This window comes from Corynebacterium sp. H113, assembly GCF_037572315.1.
In the GTDB taxonomy this organism is placed as follows: Bacteria; Actinomycetota; Actinomycetes; order Mycobacteriales; family Mycobacteriaceae; genus Corynebacterium.
On the sequence record NZ_JBBHKZ010000002.1, the window covers coordinates 48,843 to 72,629 of the forward strand.

Here is a 23,787-nt window from a genome sequence, read left to right on the forward strand (position 1 = left end):
ATGCGCTGCTGGGGGCCATCGAAAAGCATGGCCAGCAGTGATCTTCATAAACCGCTAGGGTGGTGGCAGGTCAACGGCCCTTTTGGGGCAAATTCCAGCAATGAGATTCGATACCTTATATATAGGAGCCCTTATATGACCGTCGAAACGTCCTCCGGCATCAATATCAATGACATCGACCTTCGTGGCTACTCGGCAATCCTTTTCGATCTCGACGGTGTCATTACTCCGACTGCTCTGATTCACGAACAGGCGTGGGGCGATATGTTCCGTCAGTACTTCTCGGACAAGGGCGTGGCTCCGTACACCGATGCGGATTACTTTGAGTATCTGGATGGTCGCCGTCGCGATCAGGGCATTCAGGCGATTCTCGCGTCGCGTGGCATTGAGCTTCCATATGGTTCGGAGTCCGATACTCCTGACGACGAAACGGTGACTGGTCTTGGCCTTCGGAAGAACAACGACTTCCTGTCACGTGTGGAACAGGGGATTGATCCCTACACTGGTTCGGTTCAGTTGCTGGACTACTTGGCTGCTGCCCGCGCAGGCCTGTCGGAGCCGGGGGAGCCCTCGTCGGGGCTGCCACGCCTGGCGGTGGTCAGTTCCTCGAAGAATGCGGTGCCGGTGCTGAAGTCTGCTGGTTTGTTCAATCGCTTTGAGATTGTGGTGGATGGCAAAGTCGCGCACGAGCTAGGCCTGAATGGAAAACCATCGCCAGCCACTTTTGTTCACGCCGCCGAGGAATTTGGTGTACCCGTGGAGCGTTCCGTTGTGGTTGAGGATGCCATTTCAGGTGTTCAGGCGGGTGCAGCCGGCGATTTCGGGCTTGTTATCGGTGTCGACCGAGGTGCCGGTCACGATGAACTCCTCGCGGCTGGGGCACACATCGTAGTCGACGATCTTGCTGAGCTGATCGCCCACTAAAACGGGCTCAGCCTTGACCCCATTAATGGTTTAGCGGACTTGGCAACTAAAGTCCGAACTCTGCTCTAGATTTGAAATCACAGTGACCACCTCAACCCGGAGGAGCAACCTTGACTCAGGACTCGTCGACAAATGTAGATGCCCGAGAAGGCAAGCTGGCGGATCCCGCTGATGTTGACGCGCTGACGCTGTCACCGGAGGCAATTGCGAAGTCAAAGGCTGCGGAGGAGCGTCGTGCACGGCGCCGAGATTTCGATGCTGGACGTGCGGATATTCATCATCACAACCTCAATGCTGAAGAGCTGATGGATCGAGATGTCACGCCGGTCGACGAGTGGCGCTTGGTGGAAACGAAACCCGGCGGAATGCCACTGGGGTTGTCCGAAACGCTCTTTGCCTTGGCCAATGGATACATTGGTATGCGCGCGAATCCGCCAGAGGGACGAGATTCCGCCGAGCACGGCACCTTTATTAATGGGTTGCACGAAACTTGGCCTATTAAGCACGCCGAAGATGCCTATGGTTTGGCTCGTGAAGGCCAGGCGATTATTAGTGCTCCAGACGCTAAAGCCATGCGTCTCTACATTGACGACGAGCCGTTGCGCCTCGGCAACGCCGATGTTTACGACTACGAGCGCTCTCTCGATTTCCGTGAGGGCATTCTGCGTCGTCGCTTCATTTGGCGGACCCCAGGCGGTAAGCGTGTCCGCGTGACGACGGACCGGATGGTGTCGTTCCAAGAAAAGCATGTTGCGGTCATGTCTCTGGAGGTCGAGCTGCTCGATTCCGACGCGGCAGTGGTGATCAACTCGCAGATCCTCAATCGCCAAGATGGCGAAGACGAATACCACGACTCGTCGGCAGCTCAGGGTAGCGATCTGGATCCACGTCGTTCCGAGACGCTCACCGAGCGAGTCTTGCAGCCAACATTCCAGTCGGAATCGCCAGACGGAAACCGTTCGACGTTGTCGTACCGATGCACTCGGTCGGGCATGACCGTCGCGTGTGGCATGGACCACCGGTTTACGGTAACCACTCCCGATGGTGTGGAACCGTATCTCGAGTCAGAGCAGCTGACCCAGGAAGACTCTGCGCAGGCTTTGTACCACGTCAACGCTCCCGCGGGCGCAATTATTCGGTTGGAGAAGTTTGTTGCTTACCATTCCTCCCGCCATGTTCGTGGCGAAGAGTTGGCGTTCCGTTGTGCCCGCACCTTGAACCGAGTTCGTCGCATTGGCCTGGTTGGTATGCATGAGAACCAGCAGGAATGGCTAGAGCGATTCTGGAAGCGGTCGGATGTCCTTATCCACAACAAGCCGGAATTGCAGCAGGCCGTGCGATGGAATTTGTGGCAGTTGATTCAGGCTTCCGCACGCGCTGAGTTCCAAGGGATTCCGGCCAAGGGAATGACCGGAACCGGTTACGGTGGACATTACTTCTGGGATACGGAAATTTATGTAACTCCGTTCTTGACGTATACGTCTCCGCAGTTCGCGCGTAATGCCCTTCGCTTCCGGTGGGACATGCTGGGTGCTGCGTGGAGTCGTGCCGACGAACTCGCCCACGACGGCGCTCTCTTCCCATGGCGCACTATCAATGGTCTCGAATCTTCGGCGTATTACGCTGCAGGTACGGCGCAGTATCACATCGATGCAGACATTGTGTACGCGATGATGAAGTACGTCTACGCCACGGGCGATGAGGACTTCTTGCTGCGCGAAGGCTCAGATTTGCTCTTGGCGACGGCACGATTCTGGATGTCTCTCGGCTTCTTTGGGGAGAACCGCGAAGATTTCCAGATCCACTCGGTAACGGGTCCTGATGAGTACAACACGGTGGTCAACAACAATCTGTACACCAATGTGATGGCTCGCTATAACCTCAACAAGGCTGCCGATGTCATTCGGCAAATGGAGAAGGAACGTCCAGCAGCCTATCGAGAACTGTGCCACCGCTATCACCTCGACTTGGATGAAGTCGCTGAGTGGCAAGAAGCTGCCGACAAGATGTACATCCCATTCAACGAAGAATTGGGCATCCACCCGCAAGACGATCAGTTCTTGCTGCGTAAGCGCTGGAATCTCGATGACCCGGTAGTGGGGCCTAAGCGTCCGCTGCTTCTGCACTACCACCCACTGACTATTTACCGGCACCAGATCATCAAGCAGGCAGACGTCGTATTGGCGTTATTCCTCATGGGTAATCAGTTCACGACCGAAGAAAAGCGGGCGGACTACGATTACTACGATCCATTGACCACAGGCGACTCATCATTGTCTGCCGTCGTGCAGTCGATCATTGCGGCAGAGCTCAATTACGACGATAAGGCGATGGACTTCTTCCTTCGCGGTCTTTATGTCGACCTCGCCGATCTGCATGGCAACACGTCCGATGGCGTGCACGTCGCGTCCGCCGGCGGTGTCTGGCAGTCGCTGGTCTATGGCTTCGGTGGTTTCCGTGACTATGACGGTAAGTTCTCCATCAATCCGAACCTGCCCGACGAGTGGGAGGGTCTTACCTACCGCGTCACCATTCATGGCTGCCGTGTTCGTGTGACGGTGCGTCGACGCGCAGTCGAAGTGGTGTTGGAAGATGGTGATCAGGCACTCGGACCTATCGATGTCGCTGGACACGAGGTCATCGTCACCAACGAACCAATGACGGTGATGATCAAAAACTGAGAATCGCCCTCAAATGCGTGGGTTTCTCCACAAACCTTGACGGCTCAGGTATATAGCCCAGCGAAGATGGAAAAGGAAACCGCCACTCTACAGTCGCTTTCAGCTTTGCGACGAAGATGAGTAGCGGTTTCTGTTTTGTCCGGGCTAACAGTGTGATTAGCAAGAATGCATTGCTGACTGTCGTCGGCACGTAAGCGGAAACTGTGCGACATGCATTTTTGCGTAGTGGGGTGGGGAAGGGGCTGGAAAACGCCAGTTGCCTAGTAACCGTGTTTGTTCAGGGTTCCCTTACCTGAGAATTTCTTGACAAAGTCGCAGGAAAAGCTGTGAAATCCACCACCCGAATGGGGGATAAATGGTGATAGGACACTTAGGGACTTTAAAGTGAAGAATGACACTGGAGGTGCCATGACTGTTACTAGTTCCAACCGTGACGCAATCGCTCACGGAAAAATTAATACGGAGCCGCTTCGCGAGCTTCCGAAGTTCCCGTCCTGGGCCCTGAAGCTTGTGATGGCCGTTACCGGCGTTCTCTTCGGGCTCTTCGTACTTGTTCACATGCTCGGCAACTTGAAGATCTTCACGGGTGCAGAGCACTTCAATGCCTACGCAACCTTCCTCCGCACTGTTGGTGCTCCAGCTGTGCCACAGGAAGGCGTGCTGTGGATCTTCCGCATTGTTCTTCTTGTTGCAGTAATTCTGCACGTTTACGGAGCATTTGCACTGACTGCTCGTGCACATCAGTCCCGCGGTAAGTTCCGCCGCAAGGGCATGATCTCGAGCTGGAATACCTTTACTGCTCGCACCATGATTGTCACCGGCATTGTGCTGCTGGCCTTCATCGTTTTCCACATCCTGGACCTGACCATCGGTGCAGCTGTTGCTCCTGACAGCTTCGCTCACGGTGCGGCATACGCAAACGTAATTGCGTCGTTCTCCCGCCCAGTTGTTGCAATCTGGTACATCATTGCCCAGCTTGCACTGCTGATGCACCTGTCTCACGGTCTGTGGACCGCAACGTCTGACCTGGGTATCACGGGTAAGCGCTGGCGCAAGGTTCTGCTGTTCCTGTCCGGCCTGATCCCACTGTTGGTCGTCGTCGGCAACATCATCATCCCTGTTTCCGTGCTGACCGGCCTGGTTTCCTAGGGCTAAGAGGGGTATTACACAAATGAGCAACACTGATTTTCAGGCTCCTGCAAGCTCCGTCGAAGGCGTTGTACTGGGTTCGGTTCTGACCGACAACTCCCCAGGTGTCAAGGCTTCGATGCGAGATCACTGGGAGTACCAGAAGGACCACTACAACCTGGTCTCTCCACTGAACCGTCGTAAGTTCCGCATCATCGTCGTCGGCACTGGCCTAGCTGCAGGTGCAGCTGCTGCAGCTCTCGGTGAGCTCGGCTACGACGTTAAGGTCTTCACGTACCACGATGCTCCACGCCGTGCGCACTCTATTGCTGCGCAGGGTGGCGTTAACTCCGCTCGTGGCAAGAAGGTCGATAATGACGGTTCCTACCGCCACGTCAAGGACACCGTTAAGGGTGGTGACTACCGCTGCCGCGAGAACGACTGCTGGCGTCTGGCTGACGAGTCCGTACGCGTCATCGACCACCTGAACGCTATTGGTGCACCATTCGCTCGTGAATACGGTGGCGCACTGGCAACCCGTTCCTTCGGTGGTGTCCAGGTTTCCCGTACTTACTACACCCGTGGCCAGACGGGCCAGCAGCTGCAGCTGTCGACCACGTCGGCTCTGCAGCGTCAGATTGGTCTTGGCAACGTCGAGATCTTCACCCACAACGAGATGGTTGATCTCATCGTTGCGGACGGTCGCGCACAGGGTGCAGTGTTCCGTAACCTCATCACCGGTGAACTCAAGGCTCACACTGCTCACGCAGTTATCCTGGGTACCGGCGGCTACGGCAACGTGTACCACATGTCCACCCTGGCAATTAACTCGAACGCATCCGCAATCATGCGTGCGTACGACCAGGGCGCATACTTTGCTTCACCATCGTTCATTCAGTTCCACCCAACTGGTCTGCCTGTGAACGCTGAGTGGCAGTCGAAGACCATTCTGATGTCTGAGTCCCTGCGTAACGACGCACGTATTTGGACGCCAAAGAAGAAGGGCGACGAGCGCCCAGCTAACGACATTCCTGAGGAAGAGCGCGATTACTTCCTCGAGCGTCGTTACCCAGCATTCGGCAACCTGGTTCCACGTGACGTTGCTTCTCGTGCTAACTCCCAGCAGATTAATGCTGGTTACGGTGTTGGACCACTGAATAACTCCGTGTACCTGGACCTGCGTGACGCTATCCAGCGTTTGGGCAAGGACACCATCAAGGAACGCTACTCGAACCTCATTCAGATGTACGAGGAAGCAATTGGTGAGGATCCATACGAAGTTCCAATGCGTATTGCTCCTACTTGCCACTTCACCATGGGTGGTCTGTGGAGCGACTTCAACCAGATGTCGAACATCCCAGGCCTGTTCACCGGTGGCGAGTGCTCGTGGACTTACCACGGCGCAAACCGCCTGGGTGCAAACTCCCTGCTCTCGGCATCGGTAGATGGCTGGTTCACCCTGCCATTCTCGGTTCCTAACTACCTTGGGCCAATGCTTGGCGCTGAGCGCCTTGCGGAGGACTCCGCAGAGGCTCAGGCTGCAGTCGACCGTGCGCAGGCACGCATCGACAAGCTGATGAGCATTGGTGGCACCCACGGTGCAGAGTTCTTCCACCGTCAGCTGGGCGAGATCCTGTACCGCGACTGTGGTGTGGCTCGTAACAAGGAAGACTTGGCTCGCGGTATTCAGGAAATTCGCGAACTGCGCAAGCAGTTCTGGGCTGACCTGTTCATCCCAGGTGGCAAGGAAGAAATGAACCAGCAGCTCGAGTACGCAGCTCGAGTCGCCGACTACATCGACCTCGGCGAGCTCATGTGCGTCGATGCTCTGGACCGTGACGAGTCCTGTGGTGCTCACTACCGTGACGACCACATCTCTGAAGACGGCGAAGCTGAGCGCGACGACGACAACTGGTGCTTCGTTTCCGCATGGGAGCGTGGCAATAACGGTCCTGCATGGGATTTGAAGAGCAACGAATTCATTCGCCATGCTGAACCACTCACATTCGAAGCCGTCCCGCTCATGACAAGGAATTACAAGTAATGAAACTGCACCTTGAGATCTGGCGCCAGGCCGGCCCACAGACGGAGGGGCACTTCGAAAGCGTCGAGGTAGATGACGCTGTTCCGGAGATGTCCATCCTGGAGCTCCTGGACCATGTCAACTCTAAGTATGTCGAGTCTGGCAAGGAGCCATTCGCGTTCGCTTCTGACTGCCGCGAAGGTATTTGTGGCACCTGTGGTCTGAACGTCAATGGTCGTCCACACGGACCAGGCAAGAACACCCCAACCTGCCAGCAGCGACTGTTCCAGTTCAACGATGGCGACACTCTGAAGATCGAACCAATGCGTTCGGCTGCATACCCAGTCATTCGCGACATGGTCGTCGACCGTTCCGCGCTTGACCGCGCAATGGAGCAGGGTGGCTACGTGTCCGTCATGGCTGGTACTGCTCCAGACGCTGACACCCTGCACGTCAACCACGAGATCGCAGAGTACGCACTTGACCACGCAGCCTGCATCGGCTGTGGTGCATGTGTCGCAGCATGCCCTAACGGTGCTGCTCACCTGTTCACCGGCGCGAAGCTGGTCCACCTGTCCCTGCTCCCAATGGGCAAGGAAGAGCGCGGCAAGCGTGCTCGCAAGATGGTGGACTCGATCGAAGGCACCTTCGGTCCATGCTCCTTGTTCGGTGAATGTGCGGATGTCTGCCCAGCTGGCGTCCCGCTGACCGCTGTTGCAGCGATCACCAAGGAACGTGCACGTGCTGCATTCCGGAATAAGGACAATTAGGCCTAGTTCGTCTAGACTTAATTGGAGCTAATGGGGCTCTAAGGAAGGATTCAGATTATGGCTAATGCCGTCGCTAAGCGGTACCCAGGCGAAGAGCACTTCGTCGAGGGCTACGTCCCGCAGAGCATGAATGCCGAGTACTCGTCCCTGCATCGAAGCACCACTTGGATCGGCATGGGTCTTTTCCTTGCCTCCTTGGCTGCATGGGGTATCGCCATTTTCGGTGGTGCAACCATGTTCTTCGACACGGGCGCATCGGCTCACGAAATTGCTGCGGTAGCTACCGGTCAGGCTGTTGCCGACCGTGACTATGTTGCAGGCAGCTTCAACCCTGCGGTATTCCTCTGGGGTGGCCTGATCCTGGCTATCGTCATGGATGTCGCAGCAATTGCATGTATTGCTATCGGCCGTCGCCGTTACAAGGCATACGTGAAGGAGCATGGCGGTCACCACTAGCCCAGTGACCCCAGAGTTTGGCCGGCGCTAAACAACCGGCACCTCCCAGAACCCCTATGGCGCTTTTCACCCGAGAGCGCGATGGGGGTTCTTTCCTATTTTCGTCCATAATTGTGGGTATGGACTCTGCACAAGAATTGTCTACCTCGACGGGCGCTGGCGTGACGACGGTCGCCAAGTCCGACATTGCCCCCTCTAAAGGGGGAAGTTTGCCGGTACCGGGGCCGTCCGCGGAAACAGAGGCTGTGAAGCGTGCACAGCTTCGCAAGTCGAAGGCTTTTGCAACTTCGCTTTTGATCATCGCAACGGCTGTATACTTCTTCTGTCGTTGGTTAGAGGCTGATGCTGCTTCGGATGGCCAGCTTCCCGCAGCATGGGTTGGATATCTGCGTGCAGCGTCAGAAGCCGGCATGGTGGGCGCTCTGGCTGACTGGTTCGCTGTGGTTGCCCTGTTCCGGCATCCCCTGGGCATCCCAATTCCGCACACGGCGATTGTTCGTCGCAAGAAGGATCAGGTTGGTGCGTCGTTGGCGCAGTTCGTGGGGGACAACTTCCTGAACCCAGCGTTGATCGTCGATAAGGTGCGGAAAGCTGAAGTCCCGACCCGTGTGGGGCAATGGCTGGTGGAGCCAGGCAATGCAGATGCCGTATCGGCGCACGTCGGCAAGTTCATGGGTAATGCTCTTGACGCAGTGAATCCTGCGGATGCGGAAGCAGTATTGAAAGCTGCAGTCATCGATGAGGTGGCGAAGCCCGAATGGGGACCTCCTGCGGGGCGCGTGCTGGAACAGCTCATCGATGAGGGAAAGACAGAGCCGATTATTCAGCAGTTGGCGGAATGGTTGCATCGTAAGGCGAAGGACTCGCAGCCACTCATTGACCGGATGGTGGGGGAGCGAGCACCAACATGGGCGCCATCGTTTGTCAATGACATGATTGGGGATCGCGTCCACCGGGAGCTGGTGGAATGGACATGGCATGTCCAATCAAACAAGGATCATGAAGCACGCCAGGCACTGCGGAATTTCTTGAATAAGCTGTCGACGGATTTGCAAGAAGACCCGAAGACAATGGCAAAGGTCGAGGAACTAAAGAAGGAGTTGCTGGAATCGCGTGCGGTACAAGCAGCTCCAGGTGCGATTTGGAATTCTGCCTCAACGAACCTTGTGAAGGCTGCTCGAGATCCACAGTCGATGCTGCGCACAAAGATTGCAGAAACCGTCGCGAACTACGGTGATCGAATCAACAATGATCCTTCATTGCGAGAAAATATGGCACTGCGCTTGGAGAAGACCGTCGTGTTCTTGGCCGAAAACTATGCCGGGGAGATTACGTCGATCATTTCCGAGACCGTAGAGCGTTGGGACGCCGACGAAGCAGCAGACAAGATCGAACTGATGGTGGGACGTGATCTGCAGTTCATTCGCGTCAATGGCACTGTCGTTGGCTCGTTGGCTGGTCTCACCATTTACACAGTATCGACGCTGTTGTTCGGCTAGAGAATTGTTTGCATATCGGTCAGCGTGAATCCGGGGCAGCAGGTAGCCTGCGGTTACGAGGGCTGCGATTCGGTCCAGTGTTTTTATGAACCATTCTGCTTCACACAATTCGAAAGATTGGGATAGCGATGAACGAACGCGATGATGAACTCCGTCGCAAGCTGGGAGAACTGAAGACTCCTTTCTATGCATGGCTCGGCGCGAGCATGCATGCACTCGAAATCTTTGGTGAGGTCGCTGAAGATATGGTGACGTCCGTCGTCAAGCGAAACCAGAGTACTGCTGCGGATGTGACAGATGCTGGCGCTTCCGTGACGGATGAGCATCAGGATGCCACCGCCGGCATCGTGGATGCAGAGCTGGTGGACAGCGAGACCGCGGCTGAAGAAAAGGCCAAGGCTAAGGAGCAGGCGAAGGAAGCCAAGGCTCGAGCGAAGGAAGAGAAAAACAAGGCGCGAGCTGAGGCGAAGGCTAATGGCACCTCTTCGGATTCGGTGCGCGACGAGCTGGAGAATGGCATCAACGATGCAATGAACGCGTTCTCGGCGCGCTACAGCCAGTTCGTAGGCCAGGGTGAGTCCTTTGGCAACAAGCTGCGCGACGAACTGAAGGGCCGGGTCGACGAGCAGGAAATTACGAAGTCGGTCGAGACTGTACTGGGCCGCTTGGCCGAGATGACTGAACAAATGGCTGCGTCGTTCCGAAAGGAGCGGGAGGCGATGTCTGAGCGTCGCAAGGCAGCCGCTACTTCTGCTGCAGACGCAGACAACGTAGAATTTGATGCAGATATGCCAGAGGCCGACGTCGTCGAGCCCGAGGGCACCATGAAGGACCATGAGTCTGACCAGGATAATCCAGGCACAGGCTCGGAGGAGAATAAGTAAGAATGTTTGCGCTGCCACCACTAGAAGGCGATCCACTGGCGATCACATATGTGTGGATCAACTTCTTCTTCCGCGTCATCCTCCCTATGGGGGTTGGAGTTGCGGCGTTGGTTGGCCTCATTTTCGTTGCGACGACTCGGCCGGATGCCTTCACCGCAGCAGACCGGAAGAGCAAGGGAGTGTGGGCCGCAATCCTCGGTGGCTCTGCGTTTTTCCTCATCGTCCCGGGGCTCGGCTGGATGATGATGGGCATTCCAATCATCGCTGGTGCAGTGCTGACCGGTATTTACTGGCTGGATGTGCGACCACAGATCAAGGACATTCTGTCCAATGCACAGGGCAATTGGTAAAGGCCTAACCAGCTAACCAGCTAACCCCAACAACACGAAAGAGCCTGTCCCGGACCGCGACAATGCGGCGGGGACAGGCTCTTTCGTGTCTGCGTGGAAGCGAGCGACTAGTCGAAAACCACGGTGCGGTTTCCGTAGACCTGTACACGGTCTTCGAGATGCCAGCGGAGCCCGCGGGCAAGAACCTGCTTCTCCGCATCGCGACCTTCGCGCTGCATGTCGCGTGGAGTGTCCTTGTGGGAAACGCGGATGACGTCTTGTTCGATAATCGGGCCGTCGTCAAGATCGGACGTTGCGTAGTGGCAGGTAGCGCCAATCAGCTTCACGCCACGCTGGTGTGCCTGGTGGTATGGGCGGGCGCCCATGAACGATGGCAGGAAGCTGTGGTGAATGTTGATGGCTCGGCCTTCCCACTTTTCGCAGAGGTCTGGTGGGAGAATCTGCATAAAGCGAGCGAGGACAATGGCATCCGGTTCGCAGGCGTCGACGATCTCCGCGACTTCGTCAAAAGCGCGTCGCTTGCCCACGGCATCCTTCGGGAACGGCACGTGGTGGAACGGCACACCGTGCGCACGAGCCAGCGGCTCTAGGTCAGTGTGGTTGCCTACCACCGCGACGACATCCATGGGGTAGTCGTTCTGGTCGACACGTCCCAGCAGATCCTGCAGGCAGTGGCCTTCCTTGGTCACCAGAATGACCGCACGCTTGCGGACACCGGTGTCGGTGACTTTCCACTTCGCGTTGTTTCCAAGCTTTGCGACGACCGGCTCAAAGGCAGCACGGATCTCGTCAAGGGTCATGTCGAGATCGTCTGCACGGACCGCCTGGCGGGTGAAGAACCAGCCAGACTCCGGGTCAGAGAAGAAGTGTGCTTCGGTGATCCACGCACCAATTTCGCTGAGGAAAGAGGACAGATGCGAAACGATGCCTGTGGAGTCAGGGCAGCCGAGCGTCAACACAAACTGACGTTCCTGGGGGCCCTGCTTGGGTTGAGCCAACGGTGAACGAGTCATTCTTGAGATAATACTGGGCTTACCTTGGACAACGTGAATCAGGCCACGGTAGCTACACGGTTAGCGATACTCGATATCCCGCATGGTGGACAATGGCAGGTTTTCGCCGCGCAGACGCAGCAGCAAACCGGCATCGGTGACAGTGGCATCGTCAGCGACGAGGCCGTGTCCGATTGGGGCGGTGAGGCCTTGCAAGGCGGCGTCGCCAAGCGTTTGTGCGACACCACCCACTTCGATACCGAAGACGGAGGCTCCTTCGATATCCATGCCGAGTCCGCCGTCGCGGACGACTGGGCGGAACTGAGCTTTCACGAGACCACTGGTGAACTCAGCATCGAAAACTCCTTCAGCTGTGTTCGGGGTTAGCGAGGAGATCCGGGCGAGGTCAGTGGATCGGCGATTCGCGATTGCCTGGATGAGCTCAGGGGACAGCTCCGAGGTGATGACCATCGTGCCTGCTACCGGATTATTTCGGTTAGCGACATTGAGATTGTCCATCTCGACGGTGCTGGCTGGTTCACCGATGATCTCGGGGCCACCTGCAGCGGCTGCGCGATCGTTGATCTCTAGCGTGGCTGGAGTCTTGATGGTCATGTGCGGAATTTCGTCCGTGACCAGGACAGGAAGCACTGGGGAAGTGCCGTAGCTGATCGCGAGGTTATCGGTGGCAGTGACCTGCCGATTAGAATTCAGCTGGTCATAGGTGTCGTTGATCTGCTTCGTAATGATGAACCGCATGCCAAACTCAGCAGCTACCGCAATGAGCGCCACCACAATAACGATTCCCAGAATCGTCCCGAGGCAGCCACATCCACTTGATTTCCGTTGCTTCGCATTCACGCCCCATAGTGTTGTCTATGAATGGCTACCGCGTCTAGTTGATGAACCCATCCGCGTACTCCGGCGCGACCTCAGCAAACGGAATTGTGAGCGTGTTATCCCTAATCCGCCTGCGCTTTACGACGACTGGGTAGTCAACGCTCAACTGTGCCAAAGTGTGGCGCCAGCGCACGCGGGGTCCGTGCGGAGCCCAACCGGCGTTCATGTCCCAAGCGCGGTCCGCTGCCTGGAGCAGATCGTAGATTGGCTCGCCAGGAACGTTGCGGTGAATGAGGACTTTGGGCAGCCGTTCAGCGACGTCGGAAGGGCGTTCTACGTCGAAGGGATCCCACGACAGGGTGAGTGATTGGGGCCCTCGCGCGTTAAGCAGTACCCAGGTGCTGCGTCGCCCCAATTCGTCGCAGGTGCCTTCTAGAAACATGCCTCCAGGCGCTAAGCGGGAGGTGACTTCCTGCCATGCGCCGTCGACATCAGCGGCATCATATTGGCGGAGGACGTTGAAAGCGCGAACGAAGTGTGGAGTCAGCCCCGCAAGCTCGAAACCGCCAAGGCGGAATTCCACTCCATCACGGGGCGGAAGAACTCGTGAGGGCTCGATTTCCAGGCCAATGACCGCAATATCTGGACGGATCGTGCGGAGCCGTGAAGCCCACTCACAGGTTGTGGTGTGACTTGCACCGTAACCGACATCAACAGCCAACGGGCTGTCTGCGGTCAATAGCAGTCGGCGGATATCGGAATGAAAAACGCTCCACCGATCAGAGCGGCGGAGCCTGTTATAGCCTGTTGTGCCACGTGTCACTACTCCCTGCGGACCAGTGGTTGCCCAGTTGGCGCGCAGGTTGTGGTGATGAGGCATGTAGCAGAGTTTAGCCCTGCTGTGCGAGGTAGTCGTTGAGCAGGCGAGTGATCTTGCCGAAAACGCGTGGCATGCCCTCAATAGCCTTGCCCTCGATGACACCACCAAACATTGGGACCTTCACCGTGAGGTTGATATCGGTATCAATCTTCGATGCGTCTCCTTCAGGGGAGAGCTTTTGCGTGCCAGAGAAGGACACTGGCATTCCCTGCACCTCACCGGTGTAGGTTGAGTCCGCGGTGCCGTCGGAAAGCGGGCTCCACGACGAGTTGATGGTGACGATCATGTCCTTCTTCACAAACTTCTTCGCAGCATCTGGTGCCATGTCTGCGTTGACGGTCTGCTTCAGCGAGACATTGGTGCGGTTGCCATCGTTGGTGAATTCAGTGATTTCAGCAGGTGCGGAAATGAGATTCTCTGCGACGTAATCCCAAAATTCGCGGCTCGTGAGCGCTGCGTGGACCTTGTCCGAGGTGTACGTAAGGTTCGCGGTATGCGTTGTGTTTGCTGACATAGGCTCGATAGTAATCTGCGAGCTCGACTAACGTTGGGGACGTGCATGAATCTGCTCTGGCAAAAATTTCTGAGGTATCTGGTGTCACCCTCGACGAAGAGGTGACGTTCGCTGAGCTCACGACGCTGCGTCTGGGTGGTAGACCAGCTGCTGCGCTGCGGTGTACAACCACGCAGGCTGTCGCCGATGTGGTGCGCATTCTCGATGCGGAAAACGTCCCTTTGCTGATCGTCGGTGGTGGCTCCAACTTGGTTATCGCCGATGAACCGGGCGACCTCGTTGCGGTGGTTATTGAAGCTGACAATGTGTCGATGTCGACGGAGGGCCATGGCCTCGAAGCTGCAACTGCACTCGTCGAGGCAGAGGCCGGCGCAGTGTGGGACGACGTCGTCGAAATGACCGTCGCGGCCGGCTTCGGTGGGCTTGAGTGCTTGTCGGGTATTCCCGGGTCTGCAGGCGCGACACCAGTGCAGAACGTTGGTGCCTACGGCGTTGAAGTGTCCCAGGTACTTGACGGGGTGCAGCTGTATAACCGAGAAACCGGTGAGATCGAGTGGGTAGAGCCAGAGTCTTTGGATTTGAAGTATCGCTACTCCAATCTGAAGTTCACTGGTCGAGCAGTGGTGCTTGCAGTTCGTTTCCGACTCAGTGTCGACGGTCTTTCGGCACCTTTGCGGTACGGAGAGCTTGCTCGACGGCTCGGCGTGACGGAGGAAGAGAACGCTAGCGGCGCTGCTCGTCGTGAAGTCTCTGCGGTACGGGAAACCGTACTGGAACTCCGCCGTGGCAAGGGAATGGTGTTGGAGGCCGATGACTGCGATACGTGGTCTGCTGGGTCGTTCTTCACTAACCCGATCGTGGACACCGACGAGGTTGAGACTGTCCGCCAGCGTGTTTCCGCCAAATGTGGTGAATACACCGCGGCTGCGATGCCAGCATTTCCTGCTGGTGCCGAGCATCCTGGTAAGTCAAAGCTGTCCGCCGCATGGCTGATTGAGCGCGCAGGGTTTGCAAAGGGGTATCCGGGCGAGGGGGCTCCTGCTCGGTTGTCTACAAAGCACACCCTTGCATTAACAAACCGAGGTCAGAGTGCAGATGGCACACGAACCTCGGCATCAGATTTGGTGGCATTGGCACGGGACGTCCGAGCAGGCGTTGCCGCCGCGTTCGGAGTAACGCTCGTGCCCGAGCCAGTGTGGATCGGCGTCAGCATCGACTAACGCCGGTCTGGCCTGGCACCGTCTGGCACTAGCGCCGTGACTTGTGGACCAGCGAGTCCACAGTCTTCCCCTTTTCTTCGAGCTGCTTCAGCAATACCTCGCGGACATCGCGACGACGGACCTTGCCCATCTGGTCGCGTGGCAATTCGTCCAAGTGGAAGTAGGCACGAGGGACCTTATAGCGGGTGAGGTTTGCGTAGCAGTGTTTGCGCACGGCTTCGATGTCCAGCTGAGCCCATTCGCCGAGCGTGACTGCAGCGACAACTAGTTCGGAGCCGTCCTCCTTTGGCAGGCCGACGACCGTGGCATCGGTGATATCCGAGTACTCGGTGAGGACTTCTTCGACTTCTGCAGGATAGACGTTGAAACCCCCGGTGATGATGACCTCCTTGATGCGAGCGACCAACTTGAGGAAGCCATCCTCCTCCAGCACTCCCACGTCGCCGGTGCGGTACCACTTGTTGGAGTTCTCTTTATTCAGAGATGCTGGGCCGTCGGTGAAAGTGTGCTCGGTTGCTTCAGGAAGGTTGAGGTAGCCAGCGAAAACCTGTGGGCCACGCACGATGACTTCGCCTTCGGTGCCGTCTGGGAGAAGCTCTGTGGGATCTTCAGGATTGACGACGGCTACTTCAGTGTCAGGGAACGGAATGCCGACATATCCAGGTCGACGGTTTCCGTTCATTGGGTTGCCCAAGACGATAGGCGAGGTTTCTGTGAGGCCGTACCCCTCAACGAGAAGGCCACCGGTGAGCTCCTCCCACTTCTTAACCAAGGCCACCGGCAGGGTAGATGCGCCACAGAAAGAGTATTTGATGCCAGTGAGCTCGATGTTTTGCTCGATGGCAGAGGAAACGATCTTCTCGTACAGCGTCGGCACACCAGGAACCCAGGTTGGGCGATTCTTCTTCATCACCTTCATGATGAGATCCATCTCTGGGCTAGGGATCTGAACGATTTCGGCACCGATATGAACGCCAAGGTTCGTCACAATAGTGAGACCGTATGCGTGGAACATTGGCAGCACGCCAAGTGCAATCTCCCGTTCTTCGCCGATGCCTGGAACCCATGCGAGACCCTGGATGACATTGGCCATGAGACTTCCGTGGGTAAGCTGCGCGCCCTTCGGTGTGCCGGTCGTCCCCGAGGTGTACATGATGACTGCGACGTCATCCTTGGTGATGGTGTCATCGGGAGTGATATCGCGACCATCGCCACCGACAGCATCGCTCAAGACCGCATTGAAGCTCATTACCTGTGGTGCAGAAGCGTGCATTTTCTTACGTGCTGAGCGCAACGCCGGTACAGGCAGCTTCAAAGCAGTGCGCATTGCCCATGGCAAATCGTCGAGCATGTTGACCGCGATAATGGTTTCCAACGGCGTCTCGCGACGTACTTCTTCCAACACTGGAACCGTCTTGTCCCAGACGATGGCCACGCGGGCGCCGTGATCCTGGAAAGGATGGCGCAGTTCATGGGCCGTGTACAGCGGGTTGTGCTCAACGACGACCGCACCCAAGTGCAGGACGGCATAGTAGGCGACGATGTGCTGTGGGCAGTTAGGCATGAGGAGCGCGACCTTGTCGCCTCGGTGTACGCCGAGTGCGCGCAGGCCTGCTGCAGCCCGTCGCACTTTTGCATCAAGTTCGGCATAAGTCAGCGATCTTCCGAAGAAGGTGACTGCCGGGCGGTTAGGGAAAGAGCCGATCGTGTCGTGGAATGAGGACAGCAATGTGTGCTCTCCGTAATCGCACTCGTGTGGGGTCCACTCTGCGTAATGTTCCAGCCAAGATTTGTTTTCGGCAGCGCTCATGATGTCTGACTCTCCTGTGTGATTGGTTATCTACACATTAATACTTAACCTACGGTTGCGTAACTTGCCGTGCGTGGGACGCGATAAAACTTGCATACCGTAGCTGGCTCAACCATTGCTCATTTGCGGTGAGAATTCCGCACAGGCACTCTTGATGTATGAAGCAGTCAAGTCGTATTGCGGTCATCTCGATGCATACATCTCCATTAGAGCAGCCTGGGTCGGGTGATGCTGGTGGAATGAATGTCTACGTGTTGCGTACGTGCCGTGAACTGGCACAACGCGGGTTTGACGTGGATGTCTATACACGCGCGACTCGGTGTGGAGGGTCTGAAGTAATCCAGGTGGAAGATCATCTTCGGGTGATCAATATCGTGGCAGGTCCGTATGAGGGGTTGGCTAAGTCCGAGCTTCCTACGCAATTGGCTGCATTCACCGGCGGTGTCGTGACGTTTGCCCGGTGTCACCAACTTCACTACGACATCATCCATTCGCACTACTGGCTGTCTGGGCAGGTGGGCTGGCTGCTGCGAGATTTGTGGCAAGTGCCGTTAGTACACACGGCACACACCTTGGCCGCTGTGAAGAACTTGCACTTGGCCGAAGGTGATTCCCCAGAGCCGGAATCGCGACGCATCTGTGAGCAGCAGATCGTTGACAACGCTGAGCTTCTTGTTGTGAATACCCGCGCCGAAGCGGAGCAACTGGCTGACCTGCATGATGCATCTGCGAAAAAGATCGAAGTGATCCCACCAGGCGTGGACATCACCGTATTTTCACCTGGCAGCGATCGTGCAACGGAGCGTTCTCGCCGCGAGCTAGGCATTCCGCTTCACGCGAAAGTCGTCTTGTTTGTTGGTCGTCTCCAGCGATTGAAGGGGCCTCAAGTTCTCTTACGTGCTGTGGCGGAGATGGTTCGTCGCGATCCGCACCGCAATCTGTCCGTCATCATTTGTGGCGGATTATCGGGCAACGGCCTCGCTCGTCCCGACGAATTCTTGGATCTCGCAGATGAACTGCAGCTTCACGACGTCGTCAGGTTCGTGCCACCGCGCCCGCCACAGGAATTGGTCACGTTGTATCGGGCTGCGGATGTGGTGGCAGTGCCGAGCTACAACGAGTCATTCGGCTTGGTGGCGATGGAAGCGCAGGCCACCGGAACACCGGTGGTGGCGGCCCGGGTGGGGGGTCTGCCGATTGCTGTCGAGCATGAACGCACCGGAGTTCTGGTTGATGGGCATGCGCCGGAATCCTGGGCTGATGCTTTAGGCGGCATCTTGGACGATGACGAAACACGACTGCGTTACGCCTCCGAAGCTCCTATCCATGCCAAGAATTTTTCTTGGGAACACACCGCAGACAAGCTGCTCGCTGTCTACGATCGAGCCATTGCGGAGTTCAATAGCTCGGATTGCACGCAGCGCGAACCGCATGGTGCCTAGTGGTCACGAGCTGTGCAATTTTCTTCCACTAGACATTGGTCGGGCGTTGTTCGAGCGCAGGAGTAGTGGCGCAGGAACAGAGGCATAAGAAGCAAGAAGGAGGAAGGCTACGTCGATGACAGGTGAAAACACACAGATTGACTCACCATCGCCATTGGGAGTGTTGGCGCAACAGCTCGATCATCTTGACGTTCCCTATCAGCTGACCGAGGGGACAGCGGTCGTTGTGTTGCCGGGCCGTCGTAAGTTGAAAACAATTTGTGGCCTGACCCCTTCGCGTGATTCGCTCCGTGTTGAAGCGTTCGTATGTCGATGCCCCGAGGAAAACCACGCTGGCGTACACAAGTGGTTGTTGCAGCGCAACCGTCGATTGTTTGGTATTTCGTACACCATTGATGCTCAGGGCGATATCTATTTGGCTGGTCAACTCCCACCATTGCTTGACGACGCTGACCTGGATCGACTTCTTGGGCAAGTGCTGGAAACGGCCGACGGGGACTTCAATCTGATCTTGGAGCGAGGGTTTGCGTCGTCCATCAAACGGGAATGGGCATGGCGTGTGGATCGCGGGGAATCTCTGGCAAACCTAGAGCAATTCCGCCACCTCGCTAAGTCGGGGGATAAGTAGCCGACGAGAACCGCGGGATTCAGGCACAATTGAAGTATGAGCACCGGAAATCTGATTCTTGTCCGTCATGGCCAGAGTGAGTGGAACGCATCTAACCAGTTCACGGGTTGGTACGACGTTAACCTCACCGATAAGGGTCGCGCTGAAGCGGTTCGCGCAGGCGAAATGCTCGTCGAAGCTGACCTGAAGCCTTCTATCCTGTACACCTCGCTGCTGCGTCGCGCGATCAATACTGCGCACATGGCTCTCGATGCCGCTGGTTTGGCATGGATTCCTGTCATTCGCGACTGGCGCCTGAATGAGCGTCACTATGGTGCGCTGCAGGGCCTGAACAAGGCTGAAACCAAGGAAAAGTACGGCGAGGATCAGTTCATGTCCTGGCGTCGTTCCTACGACACGCCACCACCGCCACTGGACGATGACTCTGAGTTCTCCCAGGCGAACGACCCACGCTACGCAAACCTGGACAAGGTTCCGCAGACCGAGTGCCTGCTCGATGTTGTGAAGCGTCTCATCCCATACTTCGAGGAAGAGATTCTGCCTCGTTTGAAGAATGGCGAGACCGTCATGGTTGCAGCTCACGGTAACTCCCTACGCGCGTTGGTCAAGTACTTGGACAACATCTCGGATGACGACATTGCGGGTCTGAACATTCCAACCGGTATCCCACTGGTCTACGAATTCGACGAGTCCGGCAAGGTATTGAACCCAGGTGGCACCTACCTTGACCCTGAGGCTGCGGCAGCTGGTGCAGCAGCAGTGGCAAACCAGGGCAACAAGTAAGTCCTTCCTGTCCGTCTTTACATACGTTGGGTAAGTCAGAGGCGTTGCTCCACTGTTGTGGGGTAGCGCCTCTTGTGCTCTCTACACCAACTCATCGTGCGGTCCTACCGCCAACACACTAGGGTTTGATAGGTGTTATCCACGATCATTGCCGCTGTCGCAGGTGCAGTCATTGCAGCTGCTTTATTAATCGGTGGTGGCGCAGTCGCGGGCATATTTTCTGCTGTAAAACAGAAGCGCTCGAACTCTGATGCCCGAGTTACAACAATTGCGCAAGTTCTACATTTGGCTATTCAAGGATCGCCCACGGGTGTGGTGGTCGTTGATGTGTCAAAGGATGTTGTGTTGTCCAACCCCCGCGCTCACAAACTGGGTTTGGTGCACGAGAGGCGCTTGCATGACTTGGGCTGGGAAGCTGCAGTCCGTGTTTTTGAAACACAGGAAGAGCAGCAACTCAAGATAGTCGTTCCTTCTCGTCGTTCCGGTGCGCCCGACATTTCGGTGAAGTGTTTGGTGTCGCCGTTGACGCTTGCGGATGACCGTTTTGTGGTTTTGTACCTCACCGATGAGTCGGAATTGGTGCGTATGGAGGCCGCTCGGCGAGACTTCGTGGCAAACGTGTCCCATGAGCTGAAGACGCCTGTTGGCGCGATGAGCTTGTTGGTGGAGGCTTTGGCTGAGGCAAAAGATGATCCAGCCGCGGTCGACCACTTCAGTGTGAGCTTGCAGCGAGAAGCCAAGCGAATGTCGACAATGATCACCGAACTGATTTCGCTGTCGAAGCTGCAGGGCGCAGAGCCATTGCCTGACATGGAGCCGATTGACTGTTGTGAAATTGTCCGTGCTGCTGTGCATCGATCAAAGTTGTTGGCAGAACAAGCGGGTATCGACGTCACCATCGATTGCGAGAAGGGCTTGATAGTCGAGGGTGACCGCTCGCTGTTGATCACGGCGGTATCGAATCTGGTGAGTAATGCCATCAACTACTCGCCGGAACAGACACCTGTGACAGTATCGGTGAAGGCCGTTGATTCTGAGACAGTTGCGATCCGTGTGACAGATCGTGGCATGGGTATTTCGTTGGCTGACCAAGAGCGTATTTTTGAACGATTCTTCCGGGTAGATAAGGCGCGATCGCGAACCACCGGTGGAACTGGATTGGGTTTGGCAATTGTGAAGCATGTGGCCGCTAATCACGGCGGTGCTATTAAGCTGTGGAGCAGGCCCGGTACTGGCTCTACGTTCACTATCGAACTGCCAGCTCTGAAGAAGGAAGGATGACGTTATCGTGACCTCCGTTCTCATTGTCGAGGATGAATCTGCACTGGCAGAACCATTGGCGTTCTTGTTGGAGCGTGAAGGATTTAAAGTCCGTATCGCTGGTGATGGGCCAACTGCGTTGGCTGAGTTCGAATCTAATCCTGTGGACATCGTCTTGTTGGACTTGATGCTTCCAGGAATGAGCGGTACCGAAGTGTGCAAGAACATCCGACTCCGATCGAATGTTCCAGTCATCATGGTTACGGCTAGGGACAGCGAAATCGATAAGGTCGTCGGCTTGGAGATCGGCGCTGATGACTATGTGACAAAGCCGTACAGCTCTCGCGAGCTCATCGCACGTATCCGCGCGGTTCTGCGTCGTGGTGGCGAAGCCGAAGGCGAAGAGTTTTACGCCGAAGAAGATGTCCTTCGGGGTGGTCGGGTAGTGATGGACGTTGAACGTCACGTGGTCACAGTCGATGGTGCAGAGGTCAATATGCCTCTCAAGGAGTTCGATCTTCTCGAGTACTTGCTGCGCAACAGTGGCCGCGTGCTCACTCGCGGCCAGCTCATCGATCGAGTTTGGGGTGCAGACTATGTCGGTGACACCAAGACGCTTGATGTTCATATCAAGCGCCTGCGCTCCAAGATTGAACTGAACCCATCCTCGCCAGAGCATCTGCTCACTGTGCGTGGATTGGGTTACAAGTTCGAAGACTAGGGGTTATACACACCCGTTGTCCTTCAAGAATGGCGCATTAGAATCGACCTCGCCTAGACCTCGCCTAGACCTCGTCTGGAGCGAGGTTTTCTTGTGCGGCTCGTGTTGCTGGATGGATAGCCAGTAGCGGGTACCCCGACGGCCCGAAAGCACCCAAAGTGCCGGCCTTCTCACGAGCGCGGCAATGGTCTGCCAGAATGTTGTAACATTCCTCGCCGATCAGCTCAACCAACTCCACTTTGTGGCTCTGCCAAATAGCTTGCTCGTTGTCGTGAGTTCCTGGGTTACCCGTGCAGTACCAGTCGAAGTCCTCACCACCGTTTCCCCAACCACGACGGTCGTATTCCGTGATCGTTGTGCGCAGAATCTCGTGCCCATCGGGACGTTCCTCCCAATCTTCGAGACGCCGTAGCGGAAGCTGCCAGCACACATCAGGCTTGGCATGGACGTGTTCCACATCGTGAGCAACCGCCCATTGATGGAGCGCGCACCCCGAACCTCCAGGCCAGTCCGCGCGATTCGCGAAGATGCACGCACCATTTAATACTTGAGTCTTCAGCGCGGGCTCGGGCTCTCCCTCGTCATTGTCGAGTTCGTCCCATTCCAGCCACGGCTCCAGCGGTTCGTCGATGTCGCTATCGATCGTCGCGAGCCAATCATTCACCGCATCAGGGCGATTCTGCCACCAACCGCGTGACGACGGCCCCTCTGATGCATTCCGTTCCATAGCCTTGACTGTGTCGATGAGGCGGTCACGGTCGTCTTCGTCGCAAAGAAAAGCACCGTGTCCACAGCAACCGACATCTGGATTCTCTGAGTCGATTCCGGGGCATGCGGAGGTGCCGAAAGCGCAGGAGTATGTGGACAGTAACCACGTAAGATCGCAGGTAATGATGTGATCTGCATCGGAGGGGTTCGTGAATTCGAACCACTCTCGTGGAAAGTCAAAAGCAACTTCGGCGGGCGAAGGCTGGGGGCCGCGACCAGGGCGGGGGTGGAGCTGATTCACACCGAACCACGCTATACCGTCTAACCTTGACTCCGTGCGATTAGGTGTATTGGATGTAGGTAGTAATACCGTTCACTTGGTGATGGTGGATGCCCGACGTGGCGGGCACCCAACTCCAATGAGTGATACGAAGTCGACCATGAAGCTGGTTGAGTACCTTGACGGGGATAACAACCTCACGAAGAAGGGTATCGATAAGCTCACTGGCTACATTGGCGAAGCTAAGGATCTCGTGGAGCAAATGCGCTGCGAAGAAATGATCAGCTTCGCGACCTCGGCAGTGCGCGATGCCTCAAATTCCGATGAGGTGTTGAGTCACGTCGAGAAGGAAACTGGCATTAAGCTGGAGATCCTGTCGGGTGAGGATGAAGCTCGTCTAACGTTCTTGGCTGTCCGTCGTTGGTATGGCTGGTCGGCTGGTCGAATCGTCAACCTCGATATTGGTGGCGGATCGTTGGAACTTACCTCCGGTACAGATGAAGACCCAGAGGCGGCGTATTCGTTGCTTCTTGGTGCTGGACGGTTGACCCATGAATGGTTTGATACCGATCCTCCTGAGCGTAAGAAGATTGATCTCTTGCGTGACTACATTGATGCCGAACTGGTTGATCCTGCGCGTCATCTTCGCACCTTGGGCGAACCTGATCTGGCAGTTGCTACATCAAAGACTTTCCGCACGCTGGCGCGCCTAACCGGTGCCGCCCCAAGCAGTGCAGGACCACGCGTAAAGCGCACTCTTACGGCTCCAGGTTTGCGTCAATTGATTGCATTTATTTCGCGCATGACGGCCGCTGACCGTGCAGAGCTCGAAGGTGTGAGTTCTAATCGTTCTCATCAAATTGTGGCTGGTGCACTCGTTGCAGAGGCTAGTATGCGAGCATTAGGTATAGAGCAGGTCGAGATTTGTCCATGGGCGCTCCGCGAGGGGGTCATTTTGCGGCGTCTCGACGGCAACTTGTACGGGAAGGGATGA

Annotated in this window: 22 protein-coding genes; 16 read left to right on the forward strand and 6 right to left on the reverse strand. The window is 56.4% G+C overall.

Features of this window, described 5'->3' with window-relative positions; genetic code table 11:
- Positions 1 to 135: 135 nt before the first annotated feature.
- The 9 genes from WG938_RS01455 (at position 136) to WG938_RS01495 (ending at position 10,715) form a co-directional block, all read left to right on the forward strand.
- Positions 136 to 924 (forward strand): HAD family hydrolase, encoded by a 789-nt coding sequence (locus WG938_RS01455; protein WP_339976839.1) that lies wholly within the window; start codon positions 136 to 138, stop codon positions 922 to 924.
- A 305-nt stretch (positions 925 to 1,229) separates the two neighbouring features.
- Complete coding sequence (locus tag WG938_RS01460) at positions 1,230 to 3,605, forward strand: glycoside hydrolase family 65 protein (RefSeq protein WP_339978705.1); 2,376 nt, start codon at positions 1,230 to 1,232, stop codon at positions 3,603 to 3,605.
- A 408-nt stretch (positions 3,606 to 4,013) separates the two neighbouring features.
- Positions 4,014 to 4,754, forward strand: a complete 741-nt coding sequence (locus WG938_RS01465) for a succinate dehydrogenase cytochrome b subunit (RefSeq protein WP_339976841.1) — start codon at positions 4,014 to 4,016, stop codon at positions 4,752 to 4,754.
- A 22-nt stretch (positions 4,755 to 4,776) separates the two neighbouring features.
- A complete protein-coding gene (locus WG938_RS01470; RefSeq protein WP_339976843.1) occupies positions 4,777 to 6,777 on the forward strand; it encodes a fumarate reductase/succinate dehydrogenase flavoprotein subunit in 2,001 nt (666 codons plus the stop codon).
- On the forward strand, positions 6,777 to 7,526 hold the full coding sequence (locus WG938_RS01475; protein WP_339976845.1) for a succinate dehydrogenase/fumarate reductase iron-sulfur subunit: 750 nt from the start codon (positions 6,777 to 6,779) through the stop codon (positions 7,524 to 7,526). The genes WG938_RS01470 and WG938_RS01475 overlap by 1 nt, the downstream gene beginning before the upstream one ends.
- A gap of 57 nt (positions 7,527 to 7,583) precedes the next feature.
- Complete coding sequence (locus tag WG938_RS01480; RefSeq protein ID WP_339976847.1) at positions 7,584 to 7,982, forward strand: hypothetical protein; 399 nt, start codon at positions 7,584 to 7,586, stop codon at positions 7,980 to 7,982.
- A gap of 119 nt (positions 7,983 to 8,101) precedes the next feature.
- Positions 8,102 to 9,481: a DUF445 domain-containing protein gene (locus WG938_RS01485; protein ID WP_339976849.1), complete on the forward strand. Its 1,380-nt coding sequence runs from the start codon at positions 8,102 to 8,104 to the stop codon at positions 9,479 to 9,481.
- 128 nt (positions 9,482 to 9,609) lie between these two features.
- On the forward strand, positions 9,610 to 10,365 hold the full coding sequence (locus WG938_RS01490; protein ID WP_339976851.1) for a hypothetical protein: 756 nt from the start codon (positions 9,610 to 9,612) through the stop codon (positions 10,363 to 10,365).
- Positions 10,366 to 10,367: 2 nt separating this feature from the next.
- Positions 10,368 to 10,715, forward strand: coding sequence for a DUF2516 family protein (locus WG938_RS01495; RefSeq protein WP_339976853.1), 348 nt, complete (start codon positions 10,368 to 10,370; stop codon positions 10,713 to 10,715).
- 107 nt (positions 10,716 to 10,822) lie between these two features.
- Here the strand turns inward: WG938_RS01495 and purU are convergent, their stop codons facing one another.
- From purU to WG938_RS01515, 4 genes are read right to left on the reverse strand one after another with little or no spacing between them, the layout of a single operon-like run.
- Positions 10,823 to 11,728, reverse strand: a complete 906-nt coding sequence (gene purU, locus WG938_RS01500; RefSeq protein WP_339976855.1) for a formyltetrahydrofolate deformylase — start codon at positions 11,726 to 11,728, stop codon at positions 10,823 to 10,825.
- Between the two features lie 60 nt (positions 11,729 to 11,788).
- Complete coding sequence (locus WG938_RS01505; RefSeq protein ID WP_339976857.1) at positions 11,789 to 12,568, reverse strand: LmeA family phospholipid-binding protein; 780 nt, start codon at positions 12,566 to 12,568, stop codon at positions 11,789 to 11,791.
- A gap of 34 nt (positions 12,569 to 12,602) precedes the next feature.
- The gene (locus WG938_RS01510; RefSeq protein WP_339976859.1) at positions 12,603 to 13,427 is read right to left on the reverse strand and encodes a class I SAM-dependent methyltransferase; all 825 of its coding nucleotides are present in this window, start codon (positions 13,425 to 13,427) and stop codon (positions 12,603 to 12,605) included.
- Positions 13,428 to 13,437: 10 nt separating this feature from the next.
- Complete coding sequence (locus tag WG938_RS01515) at positions 13,438 to 13,941, reverse strand: DUF2505 domain-containing protein (RefSeq protein ID WP_339976861.1); 504 nt, start codon at positions 13,939 to 13,941, stop codon at positions 13,438 to 13,440.
- A 41-nt stretch (positions 13,942 to 13,982) separates the two neighbouring features.
- Here WG938_RS01515 and WG938_RS01520 point away from each other — a divergent pair, with 41 nt between their 5' ends.
- Positions 13,983 to 15,161, forward strand: a complete 1,179-nt coding sequence (locus tag WG938_RS01520; RefSeq protein WP_339976863.1) for a UDP-N-acetylmuramate dehydrogenase — start codon at positions 13,983 to 13,985, stop codon at positions 15,159 to 15,161.
- Between the two features lie 28 nt (positions 15,162 to 15,189).
- Here the strand turns inward: WG938_RS01520 and WG938_RS01525 are convergent, their stop codons facing one another.
- Positions 15,190 to 16,974, reverse strand: coding sequence for a long-chain-fatty-acid--CoA ligase (locus WG938_RS01525; RefSeq protein ID WP_339978707.1), 1,785 nt, complete (start codon positions 16,972 to 16,974; stop codon positions 15,190 to 15,192).
- A 155-nt stretch (positions 16,975 to 17,129) separates the two neighbouring features.
- Between WG938_RS01525 and mshA the strand changes: the two genes are divergently transcribed.
- The 5 genes from mshA (at position 17,130) to WG938_RS01550 (ending at position 21,805) form a co-directional block, all read left to right on the forward strand.
- Entirely contained in the window at positions 17,130 to 18,413 is a 1,284-nt protein-coding gene (mshA, locus tag WG938_RS01530) for a D-inositol-3-phosphate glycosyltransferase (RefSeq protein ID WP_339976865.1), read from the forward strand.
- Between the two features lie 115 nt (positions 18,414 to 18,528).
- Positions 18,529 to 19,041 carry a YbjN domain-containing protein gene (locus tag WG938_RS01535; RefSeq protein WP_339976867.1) on the forward strand — a complete coding sequence of 171 codons (513 nt, stop codon included), beginning with the start codon at positions 18,529 to 18,531 and terminating at the stop codon, positions 19,039 to 19,041.
- A 36-nt stretch (positions 19,042 to 19,077) separates the two neighbouring features.
- The gene (locus WG938_RS01540; RefSeq protein WP_339976869.1) at positions 19,078 to 19,824 is read left to right on the forward strand and encodes a phosphoglyceromutase; all 747 of its coding nucleotides are present in this window, start codon (positions 19,078 to 19,080) and stop codon (positions 19,822 to 19,824) included.
- 132 nt (positions 19,825 to 19,956) lie between these two features.
- Positions 19,957 to 21,105, forward strand: coding sequence for a sensor histidine kinase (locus WG938_RS01545; protein WP_445228166.1), 1,149 nt, complete (start codon positions 19,957 to 19,959; stop codon positions 21,103 to 21,105).
- A 7-nt stretch (positions 21,106 to 21,112) separates the two neighbouring features.
- Positions 21,113 to 21,805 carry a response regulator transcription factor gene (locus WG938_RS01550; protein ID WP_339976871.1) on the forward strand — a complete coding sequence of 231 codons (693 nt, stop codon included), beginning with the start codon at positions 21,113 to 21,115 and terminating at the stop codon, positions 21,803 to 21,805.
- 64 nt (positions 21,806 to 21,869) lie between these two features.
- Here WG938_RS01550 and WG938_RS01555 read toward each other — a convergent pair whose 3' ends face one another.
- Positions 21,870 to 22,814, reverse strand: a complete 945-nt coding sequence (locus tag WG938_RS01555; protein ID WP_339976873.1) for a hypothetical protein — start codon at positions 22,812 to 22,814, stop codon at positions 21,870 to 21,872.
- A 34-nt stretch (positions 22,815 to 22,848) separates the two neighbouring features.
- Here WG938_RS01555 and WG938_RS01560 point away from each other — a divergent pair, with 34 nt between their 5' ends.
- Positions 22,849 to 23,787, forward strand: coding sequence for a Ppx/GppA phosphatase family protein (locus WG938_RS01560; RefSeq protein ID WP_339976875.1), 939 nt, complete (start codon positions 22,849 to 22,851; stop codon positions 23,785 to 23,787).

Excerpts from the sequence above, each read along its gene's own strand:
- WG938_RS01470 (WP_339976843.1), top strand. The coding sequence starts at position 4,777 with ATGAGCAACACTGATTTTCAGGCTCCTGCAAGCTCCGTCGAAGGCGTT.
- mshA (WP_339976865.1), top strand. The coding sequence starts at position 17,130 with ATGAAGCAGTCAAGTCGTATTGCGGTCATCTCGATGCATACATCTCCA.
- purU (WP_339976855.1), bottom strand. The coding sequence starts at position 11,728 with ATGACTCGTTCACCGTTGGCTCAACCCAAGCAGGGCCCCCAGGAACGT.
- WG938_RS01515 (WP_339976861.1), bottom strand. The coding sequence starts at position 13,941 with ATGTCAGCAAACACAACGCATACCGCGAACCTTACGTACACCTCGGAC.
- WG938_RS01540 (WP_339976869.1), top strand. The coding sequence starts at position 19,078 with ATGAGCACCGGAAATCTGATTCTTGTCCGTCATGGCCAGAGTGAGTGG.
- WG938_RS01485 (WP_339976849.1), top strand. The coding sequence starts at position 8,102 with ATGGACTCTGCACAAGAATTGTCTACCTCGACGGGCGCTGGCGTGACG.
- WG938_RS01465 (WP_339976841.1), top strand. The coding sequence starts at position 4,014 with ATGACTGTTACTAGTTCCAACCGTGACGCAATCGCTCACGGAAAAATT.
- WG938_RS01475 (WP_339976845.1), top strand. The coding sequence starts at position 6,777 with ATGAAACTGCACCTTGAGATCTGGCGCCAGGCCGGCCCACAGACGGAG.
- WG938_RS01490 (WP_339976851.1), top strand. The coding sequence starts at position 9,610 with ATGAACGAACGCGATGATGAACTCCGTCGCAAGCTGGGAGAACTGAAG.
- WG938_RS01455 (WP_339976839.1), top strand. The coding sequence starts at position 136 with ATGACCGTCGAAACGTCCTCCGGCATCAATATCAATGACATCGACCTT.
- WG938_RS01535 (WP_339976867.1), top strand. The coding sequence starts at position 18,529 with ATGACAGGTGAAAACACACAGATTGACTCACCATCGCCATTGGGAGTG.
- WG938_RS01510 (WP_339976859.1), bottom strand. The coding sequence starts at position 13,427 with ATGCCTCATCACCACAACCTGCGCGCCAACTGGGCAACCACTGGTCCG.
- WG938_RS01460 (WP_339978705.1), top strand. The coding sequence starts at position 1,230 with ATGGATCGAGATGTCACGCCGGTCGACGAGTGGCGCTTGGTGGAAACG.
- WG938_RS01495 (WP_339976853.1), top strand. The coding sequence starts at position 10,368 with ATGTTTGCGCTGCCACCACTAGAAGGCGATCCACTGGCGATCACATAT.
- WG938_RS01480 (WP_339976847.1), top strand. The coding sequence starts at position 7,584 with ATGGCTAATGCCGTCGCTAAGCGGTACCCAGGCGAAGAGCACTTCGTC.